15 protein-coding genes are annotated in these 15,478 nt (G+C 68.3%); 4 read left to right on the top strand and 11 right to left on the bottom strand.

The features are described from left to right. Positions 1-6: 6 nt before the first annotated feature. Entirely contained in the window at positions 7-1,206 is a 1,200-nt protein-coding gene (locus ACTJLD_RS01955; RefSeq protein ID WP_321839716.1) for an MFS transporter, read from the bottom strand. A gap of 94 nt (positions 1,207-1,300) precedes the next feature. On the opposite strand from ACTJLD_RS01955, the gene ACTJLD_RS01950 reads away from it, so the two are divergent. Beyond that, positions 1,301-2,203, top strand: a complete 903-nt coding sequence (locus ACTJLD_RS01950; protein ID WP_440657835.1) for a LysR substrate-binding domain-containing protein — start codon at positions 1,301-1,303, stop codon at positions 2,201-2,203. Positions 2,204-2,419: 216 nt separating this feature from the next. Here ACTJLD_RS01950 and ACTJLD_RS01945 read toward each other — a convergent pair whose 3' ends face one another. Next, entirely contained in the window at positions 2,420-4,684 is a 2,265-nt protein-coding gene (locus tag ACTJLD_RS01945) for an Ig domain-containing protein (RefSeq protein ID WP_334004463.1), read from the bottom strand. A gap of 509 nt (positions 4,685-5,193) precedes the next feature. After that, positions 5,194-5,682 (bottom strand): H-type lectin domain-containing protein, encoded by a 489-nt coding sequence (locus tag ACTJLD_RS01940; protein ID WP_440657833.1) that lies wholly within the window; start codon positions 5,680-5,682, stop codon positions 5,194-5,196. 229 nt (positions 5,683-5,911) lie between these two features. Here ACTJLD_RS01940 and ACTJLD_RS01935 point away from each other — a divergent pair, with 229 nt between their 5' ends. Beyond that, positions 5,912-7,267 carry a chitinase gene (locus tag ACTJLD_RS01935; protein ID WP_060205523.1) on the top strand — a complete coding sequence of 452 codons (1,356 nt, stop codon included), beginning with the start codon at positions 5,912-5,914 and terminating at the stop codon, positions 7,265-7,267. A 120-nt stretch (positions 7,268-7,387) separates the two neighbouring features. Here the strand turns inward: ACTJLD_RS01935 and ACTJLD_RS01930 are convergent, their stop codons facing one another. From ACTJLD_RS01930 to ACTJLD_RS01915, 4 genes are all read right to left on the bottom strand, one after another. Further along, on the bottom strand, positions 7,388-8,131 hold the full coding sequence (locus ACTJLD_RS01930; protein ID WP_124544980.1) for an IclR family transcriptional regulator: 744 nt from the start codon (positions 8,129-8,131) through the stop codon (positions 7,388-7,390). A gap of 60 nt (positions 8,132-8,191) precedes the next feature. Then, on the bottom strand, positions 8,192-9,358 hold the full coding sequence (locus tag ACTJLD_RS01925; protein WP_021160073.1) for an acyl-CoA dehydrogenase family protein: 1,167 nt from the start codon (positions 9,356-9,358) through the stop codon (positions 8,192-8,194). A 142-nt stretch (positions 9,359-9,500) separates the two neighbouring features. Beyond that, the gene (locus ACTJLD_RS01920) at positions 9,501-10,802 is read right to left on the bottom strand and encodes a CitMHS family transporter (RefSeq protein WP_060084866.1); all 1,302 of its coding nucleotides are present in this window, start codon (positions 10,800-10,802) and stop codon (positions 9,501-9,503) included. 113 nt (positions 10,803-10,915) lie between these two features. Continuing rightward, positions 10,916-12,112, bottom strand: coding sequence for a CaiB/BaiF CoA transferase family protein (locus ACTJLD_RS01915; RefSeq protein WP_440657830.1), 1,197 nt, complete (start codon positions 12,110-12,112; stop codon positions 10,916-10,918). A gap of 277 nt (positions 12,113-12,389) precedes the next feature. Here ACTJLD_RS01915 and ACTJLD_RS01910 point away from each other — a divergent pair, with 277 nt between their 5' ends. Further along, positions 12,390-12,629, top strand: coding sequence for a hypothetical protein (locus ACTJLD_RS01910; RefSeq protein WP_301827246.1), 240 nt, complete (start codon positions 12,390-12,392; stop codon positions 12,627-12,629). A 150-nt stretch (positions 12,630-12,779) separates the two neighbouring features. Next, complete coding sequence (locus ACTJLD_RS01905) at positions 12,780-13,202, top strand: NUDIX hydrolase (protein WP_059710208.1); 423 nt, start codon at positions 12,780-12,782, stop codon at positions 13,200-13,202. 21 nt (positions 13,203-13,223) lie between these two features. On the opposite strand, the gene ACTJLD_RS01900 is transcribed toward ACTJLD_RS01905, so the two are convergent. From ACTJLD_RS01900 to ACTJLD_RS01885, 4 genes are all read right to left on the bottom strand, one after another. After that, positions 13,224-13,550 carry a low molecular weight protein tyrosine phosphatase family protein gene (locus ACTJLD_RS01900; protein WP_027787422.1) on the bottom strand — a complete coding sequence of 109 codons (327 nt, stop codon included), beginning with the start codon at positions 13,548-13,550 and terminating at the stop codon, positions 13,224-13,226. Between the two features lie 13 nt (positions 13,551-13,563). Next, positions 13,564-14,136 carry a DUF1993 domain-containing protein gene (locus ACTJLD_RS01895; RefSeq protein WP_027787423.1) on the bottom strand — a complete coding sequence of 191 codons (573 nt, stop codon included), beginning with the start codon at positions 14,134-14,136 and terminating at the stop codon, positions 13,564-13,566. A 182-nt stretch (positions 14,137-14,318) separates the two neighbouring features. Beyond that, on the bottom strand, positions 14,319-14,771 hold the full coding sequence (locus tag ACTJLD_RS01890) for a YaiI/YqxD family protein (RefSeq protein WP_091921313.1): 453 nt from the start codon (positions 14,769-14,771) through the stop codon (positions 14,319-14,321). A gap of 60 nt (positions 14,772-14,831) precedes the next feature. Continuing rightward, on the bottom strand, positions 14,832-15,440 hold the full coding sequence (locus ACTJLD_RS01885; protein ID WP_440657826.1) for a vWA domain-containing protein: 609 nt from the start codon (positions 15,438-15,440) through the stop codon (positions 14,832-14,834). Positions 15,441-15,478 lie beyond the last annotated feature (38 nt).

Genomic DNA, 15,478 nt, shown 5'->3' with positions numbered 1-15,478 from the left:
ACCCGGTCAGCGCGCCGGCCTGACGCCGTGCGCGCCGGCATACGCCGTGCCGCCCGCCCCCCAGAACCGGTACACGAGCACGCCGACGACGGCCTGCGCAGCGACCACGAACGCGACGCAGCCTGCCCATCCCCACCGGTGCCAGCCGGGCACCGGCAGGATCGAGCCGAGGCTGCCGCCGAAGTAATAGCAGGACAGGTAGATGCCGATCGCCGTCGAGCGCGCGCTCGACGCCGCCTGCGAAATGAACGTGTTGGCCGACGCCTGTTCGACGAACACGGCGGTCGAGCCGAGCGCGAGACCGGCCAGGATCACCGGCACGTGGTCGGACAGCGTGAGCAGCGCTCCGCCGATCGCGAGCGCGGCCGCGGTGAGCCCCGGTGCGCGCGGGCCGCGGTGCCGCGCGAGGCGCCCTGCCAGCGGCGTCACGACCACCGCCACCAGGAACACCGCATAGATCGCGCCGATCCCGACCGTGCCGAAGCCGAACGGCGCGCGGGCCAGGCGCAGGCCGACGAACGTGAACGTCGCGACCTGCGACGCGAGCACGCACGCGCCGATCGCGAACGACGCGAGCAGCGGGCCGCGCGTGACGATGCGCCAGGCCGGCCCCGCACCGGCCTCCGTGTCGGGTTCGACACGCCGCGCGATCGCACCGGACGCCGGCAGGCTCGCGTAGATCGTGACGCCCGTGACGAGACACAGCGCCGCGACGACGTCGAGCGCATGCCGCCAGCCCCACATCGACGTCATCAGGTTGGTCGCGAAGCGCCCGGCGAAACCGCCGAGCGTCGTGCCGGCGACGAACAGCGCGCTGATCTCGGCCGACACGCCGCGATCGAAGCGCTCGGCGATATACGCGATCGACAGCGCGAAGACGAACGGCATGACCAGGCCGGCGGCAAAGCGCGCGCCGAGAAACGACGCGAAACCTGCCGCATGCGCGGACCACACGACCGGCAGCGCGACGGCCATCGCCGCCAGCGAGATCGCGATGCGCCGCTCGATGCGCGCGGCCAGCACGCCGACGAACGGCGCGATAATGGCGACGGCCGTCGTGGTGGCGCTCACGCCCTGCCCCGCGCGCTCCGCGCTGACGCCGAAGGTGGCCGCGAGTTCGTGCAGGATGCCCTGCGTCGAATACAGATTGAGAAACGCGGCGAAGCCGCAGAGAAAGAACGCGATGCGCGTGGTCCTGTCGTTCATCGGAGCTGCCTGGTCGTCGATGCCGACAGTCTGACGAGCGCGCCGTGCGCACGCCAATACCGTTTTCATCGCGATTGATACCGGAACGACAACAATGCTCGACCTGCGCCGCCTCCGCTATTTCGTGGTCGTCGCCGACGAACTGCACTTCGGCCGCGCGGCATTGCGCCTGCGCGTCGCGCAGCCGCCGCTCACGCGCCATATCGCCGCGCTGGAAAGCGAGCTCGGCGTGCGGCTGTTCGAGCGTTCGACGCGCGCGGTGCGGCTGACGCCGGCAGGCGCCGCGTTTCTCGAACAGGCGCGCAACGTCGTCAGCGCGGCCACCGAGGCCGAGGCGAGCGCGCGCAAGCTCGCGCAAGGCATCGCCGGACGAATCGTGATCGGCTATGCGAGCGCCATTCCGATGTCCGACACGTTCCCGGACGTCATCCGCGCCGCGAGCCGCACGATGCCCGACGTCGAATTCGCGTTCCGCGAGGCGGCGACCGCCAGCCAGCACCGGCAGATCGCGGACGGCACGATGGACATCGGTTTCGGCTGGGCATGGGGCGACGCGCCTGGCGTGCCGGTGGCGTCGCTCGTCGTGTCGCGTGAACCGCTCGTGGCCGCCGTGCCGGCCGCGAATCCGCTCGCCGGCCGCGCGAGCGTCGACGTCGCGGCGCTGTCGAGCGAAACCTTCGTGACTTTTCCGCCGGGTTACGGCTCGGCATTGGCCGCGGCACTGGACGACCTGTGCGCACAGTCCGGATTCGCGCCGCGCATCGGCGCGACCGCGGCACAGATCACGACGCTCGTGTCGCTGGTGGCCGCCGAACGCGGCATCGCGATCGTGCCGGGCTTCACGGCGACGCTGCAGCGTCCGGGTGTCGTGTACGTGCCGCTCGCCGGCGCGCGCGCGGTCGAGCAGATCGTGTCGTGGGGCGAGCCGTTTGCGTCGGCGTGCGTCGAACGCTTCGTCGCACTCGCGCGCTCGCTTGTGCAGCCCGCATCGGCTTGATGCGAGTCAAGCGATCCGGACCGACCTTCCCCGTGGTTTCGGTGTTCCGGCCGCGCGCCACCCTCTTCCGTACCGATCACGTTCGCCGGAACGGTTGATCGCCCTCACCGAATGCCGCGGGTATCGCCGGAATGACGCGCGCCGCACTGCCGCCGCGACGCGCGTCCCGAATGCCGGCGCGCTCGCCTGCGAAATCGATGAGGGCTGCTCGATACCTCACTGCACCACGATGGTGTAAACCGCTCGCGCGTCAGCCAGTCCTCCGTCATTCGTGGCCGTGACGGTAAACGTGTACCGCCCGGTCTTCCTCGGCGTACCAATAATCCCGCCCGTATCCTGATTGAACTGGAGGCCTGGGGGCAAACCCCCGTTGGTCACCGTGAAGCGGACGGTCGCAGGCGTATTCGTCGTGATTTTCGCTCCGTAGAGCGCGCCTTGAGTGGCGACCGGCAGGACGGCGGGGCCCAGTTGCGGTGTGGGTGCCGATACGGTCTGCGGAGCGCCGATCGGGACGCCGTCGGCATTCACCTGCTGCAACGACCAGCGTTGCCCGGGGGTGACGGCGCTCAGGGTCCACGAGGTCGTCTGGTCGCGAAGCGCGGCCCTCTGCTTTTCGGTGAACGCGCCGAGATTCCTGGCGGTTTCCCACTGCTTGATCTTGTCGAGGATATCCGGCGTCGACTCTGCCGAGAGCAGGAATGCCACCGTGCTCTGGAAGCCAATGCCGGCGTTGAGCGCCGCGCCGCGTGCGAGCCTGGTTTCGATCATGGTCAACGAGACGCCCGTGATATCGAACCATCCAAGCATGCCCGGCAGGTAGTTGGCCTGGTAGAAGGCGTTGTCGCGGTACAGCTGATCCACGTCCGGGTTGGACCAGCTCGCGCGGGTCAGCGTGTCCCATGCGTTCGAGGTCATCCGGCTCGTCTCGCTGATGTATCCGTCGTGCCCGGTCTGGGCGGCGTAGGTGCCGTTGATCAACCGGGCAATGCCGAAGCTGCCCCAGCCGGTATCGCTGGCGGATTCCACCCCGTCGAAGGAGTGGGACCGGATGCCGACGTTGTTCCTGATGGCGCCCAGCCGGGTGGCGATCTCGTCGATGATGCCGAGGCCGCCGATGGCCCCGCCGTACGAATTCACGATCACCCTCGCAACGGGCGTGCCACGCGCGGCTTCGGCCGGGACGGAGCCCCACTGGCCTCGGGTCAGTCCACTGACTTGCCATTCGGTGACGCCCCTTTGGACCGCGTTGAACGAGATGAACTCGTTGCCGATACGCAGCATCTGCTCGTTGATCCCGTCCCGCACCGGCGCGAATCCGCTCAAGTAGAGCATCGTGCTCGTCATGCTCAACTGCCGGGACAAGGCGGCTTGACCGCCCAAGGCCAGACGAGGATCCGCAGGCGGCGAAACGTAGGGATCGATGGAGGTGGGCTGGCCGACGCTGATGAAGTCCGACATGGTATGGACGCCGACGCGGACGCCGTACTCCTTTGCCGCTTCCACCAGCTTTTCGGCTCCGCTGTCGCTGTCGCCGAAGGTGAAGTCGAACTGATAATGCCCGGTGTATTTCCAGGGGCCGCGAAAATTCCGTGGCGAGTAGATGTAGTTGATTCCCGCGCTGCTGGCGAATCGGGCTGCCTTGCCGACATTGCCGGTGTCGAGATCGTCCAGCACGAAAGACGACTGGCCGCTGGCCTGCGCCACTTTCTGCCACTGGCCGTTCTGGGTCGGATACGGGAGGTTTTCACCCGAGGCAACGAACGACAACAGGGTCGTCACGAGCTCCGGTGCGCTGCCGTACAGCGCAATCTTCGATCCGATGACCGAGCCTGCGCTGTCGAGCGGGCCGAGCGGGATCGGATAGCCATTGGGATTGAGCCGGTCGCGCCGGCGCGTATAGTCGAACGTGAAGGCGCGCAGCACGGCCCCCCATGACGTCTTCGCCGCCGCGCACCACGGCTCCAGCGCCGCCACGTCCACGTTGTAAGGATTGGGGATGACGTCGCTTTCCCAGCCGTATTGCGGATATTCCTTGGGCCACGCGCCTTCGGTGCGGTCGTTGAGCGGCTTGAGGCCGATCGCGAATTCGTTGTCTCGCACCACGCCCGCGGCTTCGCCGACGGTCTGGTTGATCGCGACAGGCAACGGCCCCCACAGCAGCGTCTGAACGTCGGAAGCGGGATCGGTCGACACGCGGGTGACTTCAAAGGTGGCGTAGCCGTTTTTCTGCAGGACGCGGACGTCGACCTCGAATGCGAGGCCGGCATCATTCACGAAGGACAGCGTGTTGTCGGCGGACGACCATCGGACGCCGGCGGGCTTCGCCAGTACGCCGTTGATCACGAGCCTGACGAGCGGGACGGATTTCCCGGGCGAAATGTAGTTGCGGCCGCTGCGCGAATCGATGAGTTCGACGACAGCGCCGGTGGAGTCCAGGCCGAGCGTCAAGTAGCCGGCCGGAATGTGTAGAGTGCTTGTCATGTTTCGACTTTCCTGACGAAAATGGCGGGGCCGCGAGCGGCGCAGATGCACCCGTGCCCCCGTCCCTTGGCGTGCCGCGAGCCAATGTTGGAATTCCGAATCGATCGACCCGACGGACAGATGGCGACGGTCGGCGGATACCCCGGACATTGGGCGTAGCGGGTCTGCCCGACCGATTCGAGCGCTCCCGCGTGCCGTCGATGCCGGCCTCTTTCATTGGAAGGCCAGCGTGCCGGCTTTCGAGCGCGATCCTTTGCGGCGCCAGGATCGCGGGATCTGCGTCGTGAGCCCTGGGTCCTGGGTCCAGCAACGCACCGTCACCGCCTCGACCGCCCTCGCCTGCGCAAACAACCTGCGCGGAGCATGCGGCGCAACGAGCGACGCCGATGGCGGCCAGCCGCAGTGAATGGCTGCGGCTGGCCGGCCGCCGGAACTGCCTCGTCAAACTTCCGGCGGTGAAACCGGCGCAGTTGGAAAGAGGCAGCGGCCGCGTGATTCCGGTTCGGGTTTTACTGGCTCGGCACTTCGGCGATATACGAAACGTAGAGGTTTTGCCCCCAGTCGCTGCCCGAGTAGTTGGGGAACACCCTGTCTTCGCGGGTGATGTTGACGTTGAATCCGGTCGTCGTGACCTTGGTCACCGTCACCGAGAACGTGTCCGGATAACTGGATGCGTCGTTGGGGTCCTGGAGGGCCGTCACGACCACGATGGGAGCGGTCGAAAACGTGCCCGGAAACGTGATTTGGGCATTGAAAGGCGGGTTGATCCAGGAATCCTGATTGCCGCCTTGAACGCTTCCGACTGCCTGCTTTGCTACGATTCTTTCCAGCATGTTGAGCTCCTGATGGTTGGAACGACGTGACGTCGTGAGTGAGTGAGCCTCGCGCGAAAGCACTTCGCTCGAAGACAACGTTATGCCGCGCATGCGTCGAAAGCGATTACACGTGATTACATGCTTGAGGCGGCCATCAAGGGGCGTCGAAAGCGTCGATTTCATGTCGAAATCGACGGCAATTTTGTCCCGCTCCACGCCCGATGCATGACGGAACGATGTCGAATCGGCAAGATCGTTACGTATCGGGAATCAAATAACAAAAAGAACAACTAAGCATTCACTATTCGACGCGAATCCTCCAAGATGGGCACGCCGCCGGCCGGGCATGCCCGGTCGCCCGACCGGCGGCGATACGCGGGCCAGCGTATCCCTCTTCCACTTGGAGAACACAATGCACAACAATGTGTTGCCGCGTTTCATCCCGCGCGCGCTTGCCGCGGGTTGCCTGCTCGCCGTGGCGAGCGTGTCCCAGGGCGCCGGCGTCTATGCGCCCTATGTCGACGTGACGCTCTATCCGACGCCGCTCGTCGACCAGATCGGCGTCCGGCAAGGCATCCAGCAGTTCACGCTCGCGTTCGTGGTCGCGGGCAACGGGTGTACGCCGTCGTGGGGCGGCGTGCAGCCGATCGGCAACGGCGCGAGCGGCGGCCTGCTGACCGCGCTGTCGACGTCGATCGCGAGTTATCGCGCGAAAGGCGGCGAAGTCGCCGTGTCGTTCGGCGGCGCGAACGGCACGCCGCTGATGCAGGCATGCTCGACGGTTCCCGCGCTGGCGGGCGCGTACCAGACCGTGATCGACACGTACGGCCTCACGCACATCGACTTCGACATCGAGGGCGCGTCGCAGCTGGACACGGCCGCGGTCGCGCGCAACTTCCAGGCCGTCGCCCAGCTGCAGGCGAGTTATGCGGCGAAAGGCAAGCCGCTGCACGTCACGCTGACGCTGCCGACGATGCCGACCGGGCTCACGCAGGACGGCCTGAACGTCGTCAACGCGGCGATCTCGAACAAGGCCGTGTTCGATGCGGTGAACGTGATGGCGATGGACTACGGCCCCGCGAACATCGATATGGGGGCGGCCGCGATCAGCGCCGCGCAGGCGCTGTACGCGCAACTCGATACGGCCTTCAAGTCGGCCGGCCAGCCGAAGACCCATGCCCAGCTCTGGCAGATGGTCGGCGTCACGCCGATGATCGGCGTGAACGACGTGCAGGGCGAAACCTTCACGCTCGCGAATGCGCAGAGCGTGCTGAACGCGGCGGTCGCCAACGGCTACGGCTTCTTCGGCAACTGGTCGGTCGGCCGCGACCAGGCGTGCCCGTCCGGCGGCACCTATGCGTCGCCGACCTGTTCGGGCGTCGCGCAGCAGCCGTACGCGTTCGCGACGATCTTCAAGCAGCTCGACGGCAAGTGGGGCGCGGGCGTCACGCAGGATCCGAACTACGGCGGCGGCTCGGACGGCGGCACGCCGCAACCGGGCGCGCCCTGGGCGGCCGGCCAGGTCTATACGGCCGGCGCGACCGTCACCTACCAGGGCACGACGTATCAGGCGCAATGGTGGACGCAGGGCGACGTGCCCGGCCAGGCCGCCGTGTGGAAACCGGTCGGCGGCGGCACGGCCACGTGGTCGGCGACCACCGCGTATTCAGGCGGCACCTGCGTGATGTACCAGGGCGCGAAATACTGCGCGAAATGGTGGACGCAAGGCGACAACCCGAGTGCGGGCGGTGTGTGGGTGAAATCGTGATGCCGCGGATCGGCCGTCGCTAGGCCCGCACGCGCATCGGGGGCCGTTCACGGCGATCGCGGCCCGGTCGCCGGCGGACGGCCCGCTTCGCTTGCCGGCCCTCCTCCGGTGCGCCCGCCGTCAGCCGCGCGCGTGCTCGGCGAGCAGCCTGGCCTTCGCGTCGACGAGCAGCGCCGCATGCGTATCGCGATGCTGGCGGATCCGCTCGGACGGCCCGACCACCGACAACCCGTACCAGTCGCCGTCGAGCGTCAGCGCGACCGCGATCGCCGACAGCTCGGGCGCGCTCTCGCCGAAGTTCTCGGCCCAGCCGAGTTCGCGAAACCGGGCGGTTTGCGCGACGAGCGCGGGCAGGTCCGTCACCGTCGCGTCGGTGAAGCGCTCGAACGGCAACTGCGCGCCGAGCGCCTGCTGCGCGTCGCCGGCCAGTTCCGCGAAAATCGCCTTGCCGATCGAGTTCGCATGCAGCGGGCGCAGTTCGCCCGGCTCGCGCGTATAACGGATCGCCTGCTCCGATTCGACGACGTCGAGGTAGGTGACCGACACGCCCTGGATCTTGCCGAGCACGGCCGTCTCGCGGCTCGCGTCGCGCAGCGCGACGAGATGCGGATGGACGATGTCGACGACGGGGTCGGTCGCGTCGATCGCCGCGGCGATCGTCTGCAGGCGGCGCGTCGGGTAGTAGCCGCCGCGCCTGCGCACTTCGTACAGGTAACCGCGGCTCACGAGCGTGCGCGCCATCGCGAGGCAGCTCGACGCCGGCACATTGAGCAGGCGCGCGAGTTCGGTGAGCGGCAGCGGCCGCCGTTCGGCGGCGAACAGCTCGAACAGGTCGAGCGTGCGGGCAACGAGTTTGACGTCCATGACGAGCGCTTGAATCGGAACGGGAAACCGCGCACCGGGCCGGCCGCCGGGTCGGTACGGTCAGTACGACTTCGGCAGCCCGAGCACCTTCTCCGCGATGTAGCACAGGATCAGTTGCGGACTCACGGGCGCGAGCCTCGGAATCATACACTCGCGCAGGTAGCGTTCGACATGGTATTCCTTCGCGTAGCCCATCCCGCCGTGCGTCGCGACCGCCGTCTGGCACGCCTGGAACGCGGCTTCCGCGCCGAGGTATTTCGCGGCGTTCGCTTCCGCGCCGCACGGCTGCCCCGCGTCGTAGCGCGTCGCGGCCTTCATCACCATCAGCCACGCGGCCTCGAGCTGCATCCACGCCTGCGCGAGCGGATGCTGGATCGACTGGTTCTGCCCGATCGGCCGGCCGAACACGACGCGCTCGCACGCATACTGCGTCGCGCGGCGCAGCGCGGCCTGCCCGAGCCCGATCGCCTCCGCCGCGATCAGGATGCGCTCCGGATTCAGCCCGTGCAGCAGATAGCGGAAGCCGTCGCCTTCGTTGCCGATCAGGTCGCCTTCCGGCACGCGCAGGTTGTCGATGAACAGCATGTTCGAATCGACCGCCTTGCGGCCCATCTTCTCGATCTCGCGCACCTCGACGCGCGACCGGTCGAGATCGGTGTAGAACAGGCTCAGCCCGTCGGTCGGCTTCGCGACCCGGTCGAGCGGCGTCGTGCGCGCGATGATCAGCATCTTGTTCGCCACCTGCGCGGTCGAGATCCAGATCTTGCGCCCGCTCAGCACGTAGTGGTCGCCGTCGCGGCGGGCCTGCGTGCTCAAGTGCGTGGTGTCGAGGCCCGCATCGGGTTCCGTCACCGCGAAGCACGCCTTGTCGCGCCCCGCGATCAGCGGCGGCAGGAAACGCGCCTTCTGTGCGTCGTTGCCGAACACCTGCACCGGGTTCAGCCCGAAGATGTTCATGTGGACGGCCGACGCGCCCGACAGGCCGGCACCCGATGCGCTGATCGTGCGCATCATCAGCGCGGCCTCGGTCATCCCGAGCCCGGCCCCGCCGTGTGCCGGGTCCATCGCGATGCCGAGCCAGCCAGCCTCGGCAAGCGCCGCGTGAAAGTCGGCGGGAAATCCGCCCGCGCGATCGCGTTCGAGCCAGTAGTCGTCGCCGAAGCGCGCACAGATTTTCTCGATCGCGCTTTCGATTGCGCGCTGGTCGTCGGTCAGGTCGAACTGCATGGATGGCTCTCCGGGAAAAGGCCGAGCGGCCGCGCCGCTCTGAAGAAAATGCCAGGCGGCGCCAGGGGGTGCGCCCAGCGGAACGTTCCCTCGCGGGATCGCCCCGTCGGAGCGCCGGCACGACGCGGCAGGCCTGGGGCGCTCACAACGGAAACACGCCGACGATCACCGCGGCAAACACCATCAGCACCGTGGCGGCGAACAGGAACGGAATCGTGAATTTCTGATGCTCGGCGAGCTCGACGCCGGTCAGGCCGACGATCAGGAACGTCGCGGGCGTGAGCGGGCTCACCGGGAACCCCGTCGTCATCTGGCCGAGCAGCGCGGCCTGCGCCATCTGGATCGGCGGCACACCGAGCAGCTTCGCGCTTTCCGCGAGCACCGGCAGCACGCCGAAGTAGAACGAATCGGGGTCGAACAGCAGGCTGAGCGGCATCGACAGCAGCCCGAGCACGAACGGCATGTGGCGCGCATGCTCGACCGGCACGTGCGCGACCACCACGTCCGCCATCGCCTTCAGCATCCCGGTGCCGGACATGATGCCGGTGAACGCGCCGGCCGCGAGCAGCACGCTCGCCATCATCAGCGCGGCCTTCGCATGCGCGTCGATCCGCTCGCGCTGGGCCTGCACGTCCGGGTAGTTGATCACGAGCGCGGCGACCGTGCCGAGCATGAACATCACCATCGGGTCGACGATGCCCGACACGAGCGTGACGAGCACCACGAGCGTCAGCGCGAGATTGATCCGGAAGCGTTCCGGCCGGCGTAACGCGCGCTCGGCATCGGTCAGCGCACGCGGTGCGATCTCGAGCGGCGCCGCGCCGGCACGATCGAGCCCGAGGCGTTTCGCCTCGCGCACGCCGAGCACGTACGCGGTGCCGAATACGAACACGAGCCCGACGATCTGCACCGGAATCATCGGCATGAAGATCGCGGAACCGGGAATGTGCAGCGCCGCCGACGCCCGCAGCATCGGCCCGACCCACGGCAGGAAATTGACGCCGGCCGCCATCGACGCGACGCACGCGAGGATGCGCCGATCCATTCCGAGCCGCGTATAGAGCGGCATCATCGCGGGCAGCGTGACGAGAAACGTGACGGCGCCGGAGCCGTCGAGGTGAATCAGCAGCGCGAGCAGCGCCGAGCCCATCACGATGCGCGGCGGATGGCAGCCGATCACGCGCAGCACGCCCGCGATGATCGGGTCGAGCATCCCGGCGTCGGTGAGGATACCGAAAAAAAGAATCGCAAAAACGAACATCCCGGCGATCGGGCCGATGTTCTGTACGCCGTGCACGATGAACTTGCCGGTCGCGAGCCCGAAACCGGCCGCGAGGGACGCGGCCACCGGCACGACGATCAGCGCGACGAGCGGCGACAGCCGCTTCGTGATGATCAGGCCGAACAGCGCGACGATGGCGATCGCGCCGATCCATGCAAGCATGATGCGTCTCCTCTTCAGCCGGTGCGCCCGTGGGTGGCCCGGCGTGGGGTTCGAATGGTCGTGCGGGACAGCGCCGCCGGTCGCGCGGTACGCGCCGGCGGCCGCGATGCCGGTCAGTTCCGGCGCGGGGCGTTATCGCGGTCGTTATCGCGTTCGGTACTGCAGCCGGTCGTGCCGGCGTCGGCGAATACCTGCGCCGCGTGTTCGTTCAGCGCGGGTGGCGGCCGCCGGTACGTGGCCGGCGTACGGCCGAGCTTGATCGGCGACGCGATGCCGCGATGCCGGCCCAGCTCGACCTTCATCTCCCGATGCGCGACATGCGGATGATCGAGCGCCGCATCGAGCCCGAGCACCGGCGCGCACGGCACGCCGCGGCGCATCAGCTGCTCGGCGAGCGCCGCGCCGTCGTGCGCGGCCAGCGCCGTTTCGAGCAGCGTGCGCAGCACGGCGCGGTTCGCGCTGCGCGCGCGGTTGTCCGCGAAACGCGGATCGCCGGGCCAGTCGCGCGTGCCGAGCACGTCGCACAGTGCCGCGAACTGCCCGTTGTTGCCGACCGCGAGAAAGATGTCGACGCTCGCCGTCGGAAAGCTGTCGTACGGCGTGATGTTCGGATGCGCGTTGCCGGTGCGCACGGGCGCGTTGCCCGAATGGAAGAAGTTCGGCGTGTGCGGATGCAGGATCGACAGCGCGCAGTCGAACAGCGTCGCTTCGACGAACTGGCCGCGGCCGCTCGCGTCGCGCTCGCGCAGCGCCATCAGCACGCCGAGCGCCGCGTTCAGCCCGGTGACGAGATCGACGATCGGCACGCCGACCCGCAGCGGCGCGCCGCCCGCTTCGCCGTTGACGCTCATCAGCCCCGCGAGCGCCTGCACGGCCGCGTCGTAGCCAGGCAACCCGCCGAGCGGGCCGTCCGCACCGAAGCCCGACACGCGGCAATGGACGAGGCGCGGAAACCGCGCATGCAGTGCGTCGAAACCGAGCCCCCAGCGCTCCATCGTGCCGATCTTGAAGTTCTCGACGATGGCGTCCGCGTCGTCGAGCAGGTCGAGCAGCCGCTCGCGGTCGGCCGGTTGCGTCAGGTCGAGCGCGATGCCGAGCTTGTTGCGGTTCACGCCGAGGAAGTACGACGCGGTATCGCCGTCGAACGGCGGCCCCCACGTGCGCGTTTCGTCGCCGGACGGCGGTTCGACCTTGATCACCTCCGCGCCGTGGTCGGCAAGGATCTGCGTGGCGTACGGGCCGCCCAGCACCCGCGACAGATCGATGATGCGCAATCCCGCCAGCGCGCCCTGCTGCTCGTGTTCCGCCATGCGTCCCACTCCTGGTTCCGGTTGATCGGACTGCCGGTTCCGGTAGGCCAGGCGCCTGCGGCGCGACCGTCCGGATTCGACGAATAATTCTTGTATGTGAATTTATATTCACACTGGGGAATTATGTTGTCAACCCCGGCGGCACCCTGAGACCGTGCGGAAGACGTCGCCGTGTGCAAGTGGGGACGACACCGACCACGGGCCGGTTGCGATGGCGCCCCGCCTTTCGCTAAGCTGGCGGGAAACCTCTATCTCGAAAAATTCAGGCGGACTATTCATGAAACGGATGCTGCTCGCGGCCTTCGTGCTGGCGTCGACGCTGGGTGTCGGACATGCGCAGACCCAGACGTACCACTTCGGCGAGGGGCAAACGCAGATGCCGGGGGGAGCGCCGCACGCCGCCGCGCCGGCCGCACGGCACGCGAGCCCGCCGCCTCACCATCGGCGTGCCGTTCACAAGCGCCGCCATCCGCGCCACGTGAAGCCGACGCGCAACGGGATCTATACGCACACATGACCCGGCGCCCGTTGCGCGACGCCGTGCACGGAACTGTCATGAACGACCGGTAGGATCGCTGCGGCTGCCTGCAAGCCGTCGCGGCCCGCGGCCGGGCAACGCGCCGCCGACGCGCACTTTCTCCACGATTCAGCACCTGTTTTGCCGAACATGAGTACCGGGCCGGACACCCTCGCCGTCATCAAGGAACGCGCCACGATCGTGTGTCGCCAGCACGGCAGCGTGCTGCTGGTCGCTCGCACTGCGTCGCGCTGGTCGCTGCCGGGCGGCACGATCCGGCGCGGCGAGACGCCGCTCGACGCCGCACTGCGGGAGCTTGCCGAGGAAACACGGCTGGAGGGGCTCGCACTCGACTACGCGGTGCAGTTCGGCGGGCTGACGAAGCTCCACCACGTGTTCGTGGCCGACGTGCCGGCGCACCTGACGCCGCGCGCGAGCAACGAGATCGCCCGCTGCAAGTGGTTCACCGTCGACCGGCTCGACACGCTCCGGGCGAGCGTGCCGACGCGCAAGATCATCGAGTTGCTGCGGCTCGACTGTTTTTCGGCGATCGCGAACGGCCGGCTGCGCTGACGTCGATCCCGCCCGCGCCCGTCACGTGCGCAGGAACGGGCCGGCCTTGCGTTCGAGCAGCATGACGAGTTCGGGCTGCATGTACGTGTAGCGATCGGGAATGTCGAGGCAGACGACCTTCTTGTGCCGCAGATGCGTACCGAATTGCGCGGCCAGCCTGGTCTTGTGCGCGCGCTCCATCACGAACACGACGTCGGCCCAGTCGAGCTGCTCGGCGCACACGTGCGTGTCCGCATCGGGCGCGAGGCCCGCCGAATCGGTTTCGACACCCGGCCACGCGGCGAATACCGCTTCGGCCGTCGGGCTGCGCAGCCGGTTGCGGCTGCAGATGAAGAGTGCCCGTGTCATGTCGCTGCGAGGTTCAACCTTGCGGAATCGTGCCCGGCCGGACGTACGCGAGCATGTGCGACACGTAGTCGGCCTTGCCGAGTTCGACGCCATGGTGGCGCAGGATCGCGTAAGCGGTGATCGCGTGGAAATTGAACTGCGGCAGTGCCCAGTCGCGCGCGTACTGTTCGCCCGTCATGTCGAATGCGACTCCGTTCGGCAGCTCGAGCGCGATCGGCAGCGCGCCGCCGCCGTCGAGCGCGTCCGGCGCGAGTTCGCCGAGAAATGCGAGCGTGCCGGCGATGATCGCCTGCGCATCGGCGAGCGAGCCGGGCTGCGCATCCGCATTCCATCCCGCCTCGCGCAAGGCCAGCAGTGCAGCCGGCAACGGTTCGCCACGCAGCCGGTGGATGGGCTCCATGGCCTGGAAGCACGAGAAGCGCACCTGCGCCGCGAGCGGATACATGTCGGGCGCCAGCTTCAACGTCATCGCCGCGTCGGGCGCGTCGCCCGCAGCCTGCCGGTGCGCAGCGGCCTTGTCGAGCCACGCGGTCTGTGCGCGCAGCATGTGGGTGAAGGTCGGAACGAGAAGTTGGGTCGGTGTCACGCGTGCGCTCCTGGGTTGGGTTGTCGTTTGCGCCACGATAGCAGCGTCGGTGCAAACGTGCATCCCGGCCCGGGTGATGAACGCGATTCGATGCGGATTCAACGGTGCGGCATGGCGACGCATGGCGTGCGGGTGTTCCCCCGCCGCGGGACGATCACGACGCGCGGCCGTTGTCCCCGACCTCAAGGCTTGCCGTGCCGGGCCAGGAACCGGTCGAGCTGCGATGCAAACGTCTTGCCGTCGCGCGCGCTGAACGGCGACGGCCCGCCCGTGTCGATCCCGGCGCTGCGCAACTGGTCCATCATCGCGCGCGTCGACAGGCGTTCCTCGATGTTCTCGCGGCTGAACCAGTTGCCGCGCGGATCGAGTGCATGCGCGCCCTTGTCGAGGACGGCGGCGGCCAGCGGGATGTCGGCGGTGATCACGAGGTCGCCGGCTTCCGCCAGCTCGACGATCCGCGCATCGGCCACGTCGAAGCCGGCCGGCACCTGCACCGCCTTGATGAACGGCGATGGCGGCGTGCGCAGGAACTGGTTCGCGACCAGCGTCACGCGGATTTCGGCACGACGCGCGGCGCGAAACAGCATGTCCTTGATGACGGCGGGACACGCGTCGGCATCGACCAGTACTTGCATGGCGGTTTTTTCCAGTGGGCAGAAGCAGAAGCGGCGATCATAGCGCACCGCGGCCGGCGATCAGCCGGTGCGGCCGGTGCACAGCGCGTCGGCCGTCACCCACTGCGCGCCCCACGCGGCGGCCAGCCGCTCGCCCTGCCCGATCCGCACGGCCGCATCGTCGAAGTCGACGAACACGACGTGATCGGCCGCCGCGGGTTTGGCCGGCATCTCGCGCGTGCGTCCGTCGGACAGCACCCACAGCCAGCGCTGCTTGTCCGGATCGCGCCGCGCCGCGTGCGCGAGCAACTGCGCGGCGGCCGCGATGCCGTCCGCGAGCGGCGTACCGCCGCCACCGTCGACCGGTTCGAGCCAGCGCGCATTCCACCAGCGCGGCACGGCCGGGCCGAAGCGCCGCGCGGCGCCGTCACCGCCGAAACAGATCAGCGCGGTTTCGACCCGATCGCGCGCGGCCTGGTCGAAATACGCGACGATCAGCCCCTTCGCCAGTGCGAGCCGCTCGTGCGACAGCATCGACGCCGAACAGTCGAGCACGAAGCAATGCAGTGCATCCGGTGCGCCCGCCCGCTTCCGGAAGCGCAGATGGCCGCGATGCAATGGATCGCCGCGCTTCGCGGCGAACGTCGCCGGCCATGCGACGGCCGTGCCGGTGCGCGCCGTGCCCGGCACGCGCGCGGCTGCGCCTGGCTGCCATCGAGGACCGCGAA

Source organism: Burkholderia sp. 22088, from assembly GCF_052045915.1.
Taxonomy (GTDB): Bacteria; Pseudomonadota; Gammaproteobacteria; order Burkholderiales; family Burkholderiaceae; genus Burkholderia; species Burkholderia cepacia.
Note: the sequence above shows the minus strand (reverse complement) of the source record. Positions and strands in the feature narration are given on the sequence as shown.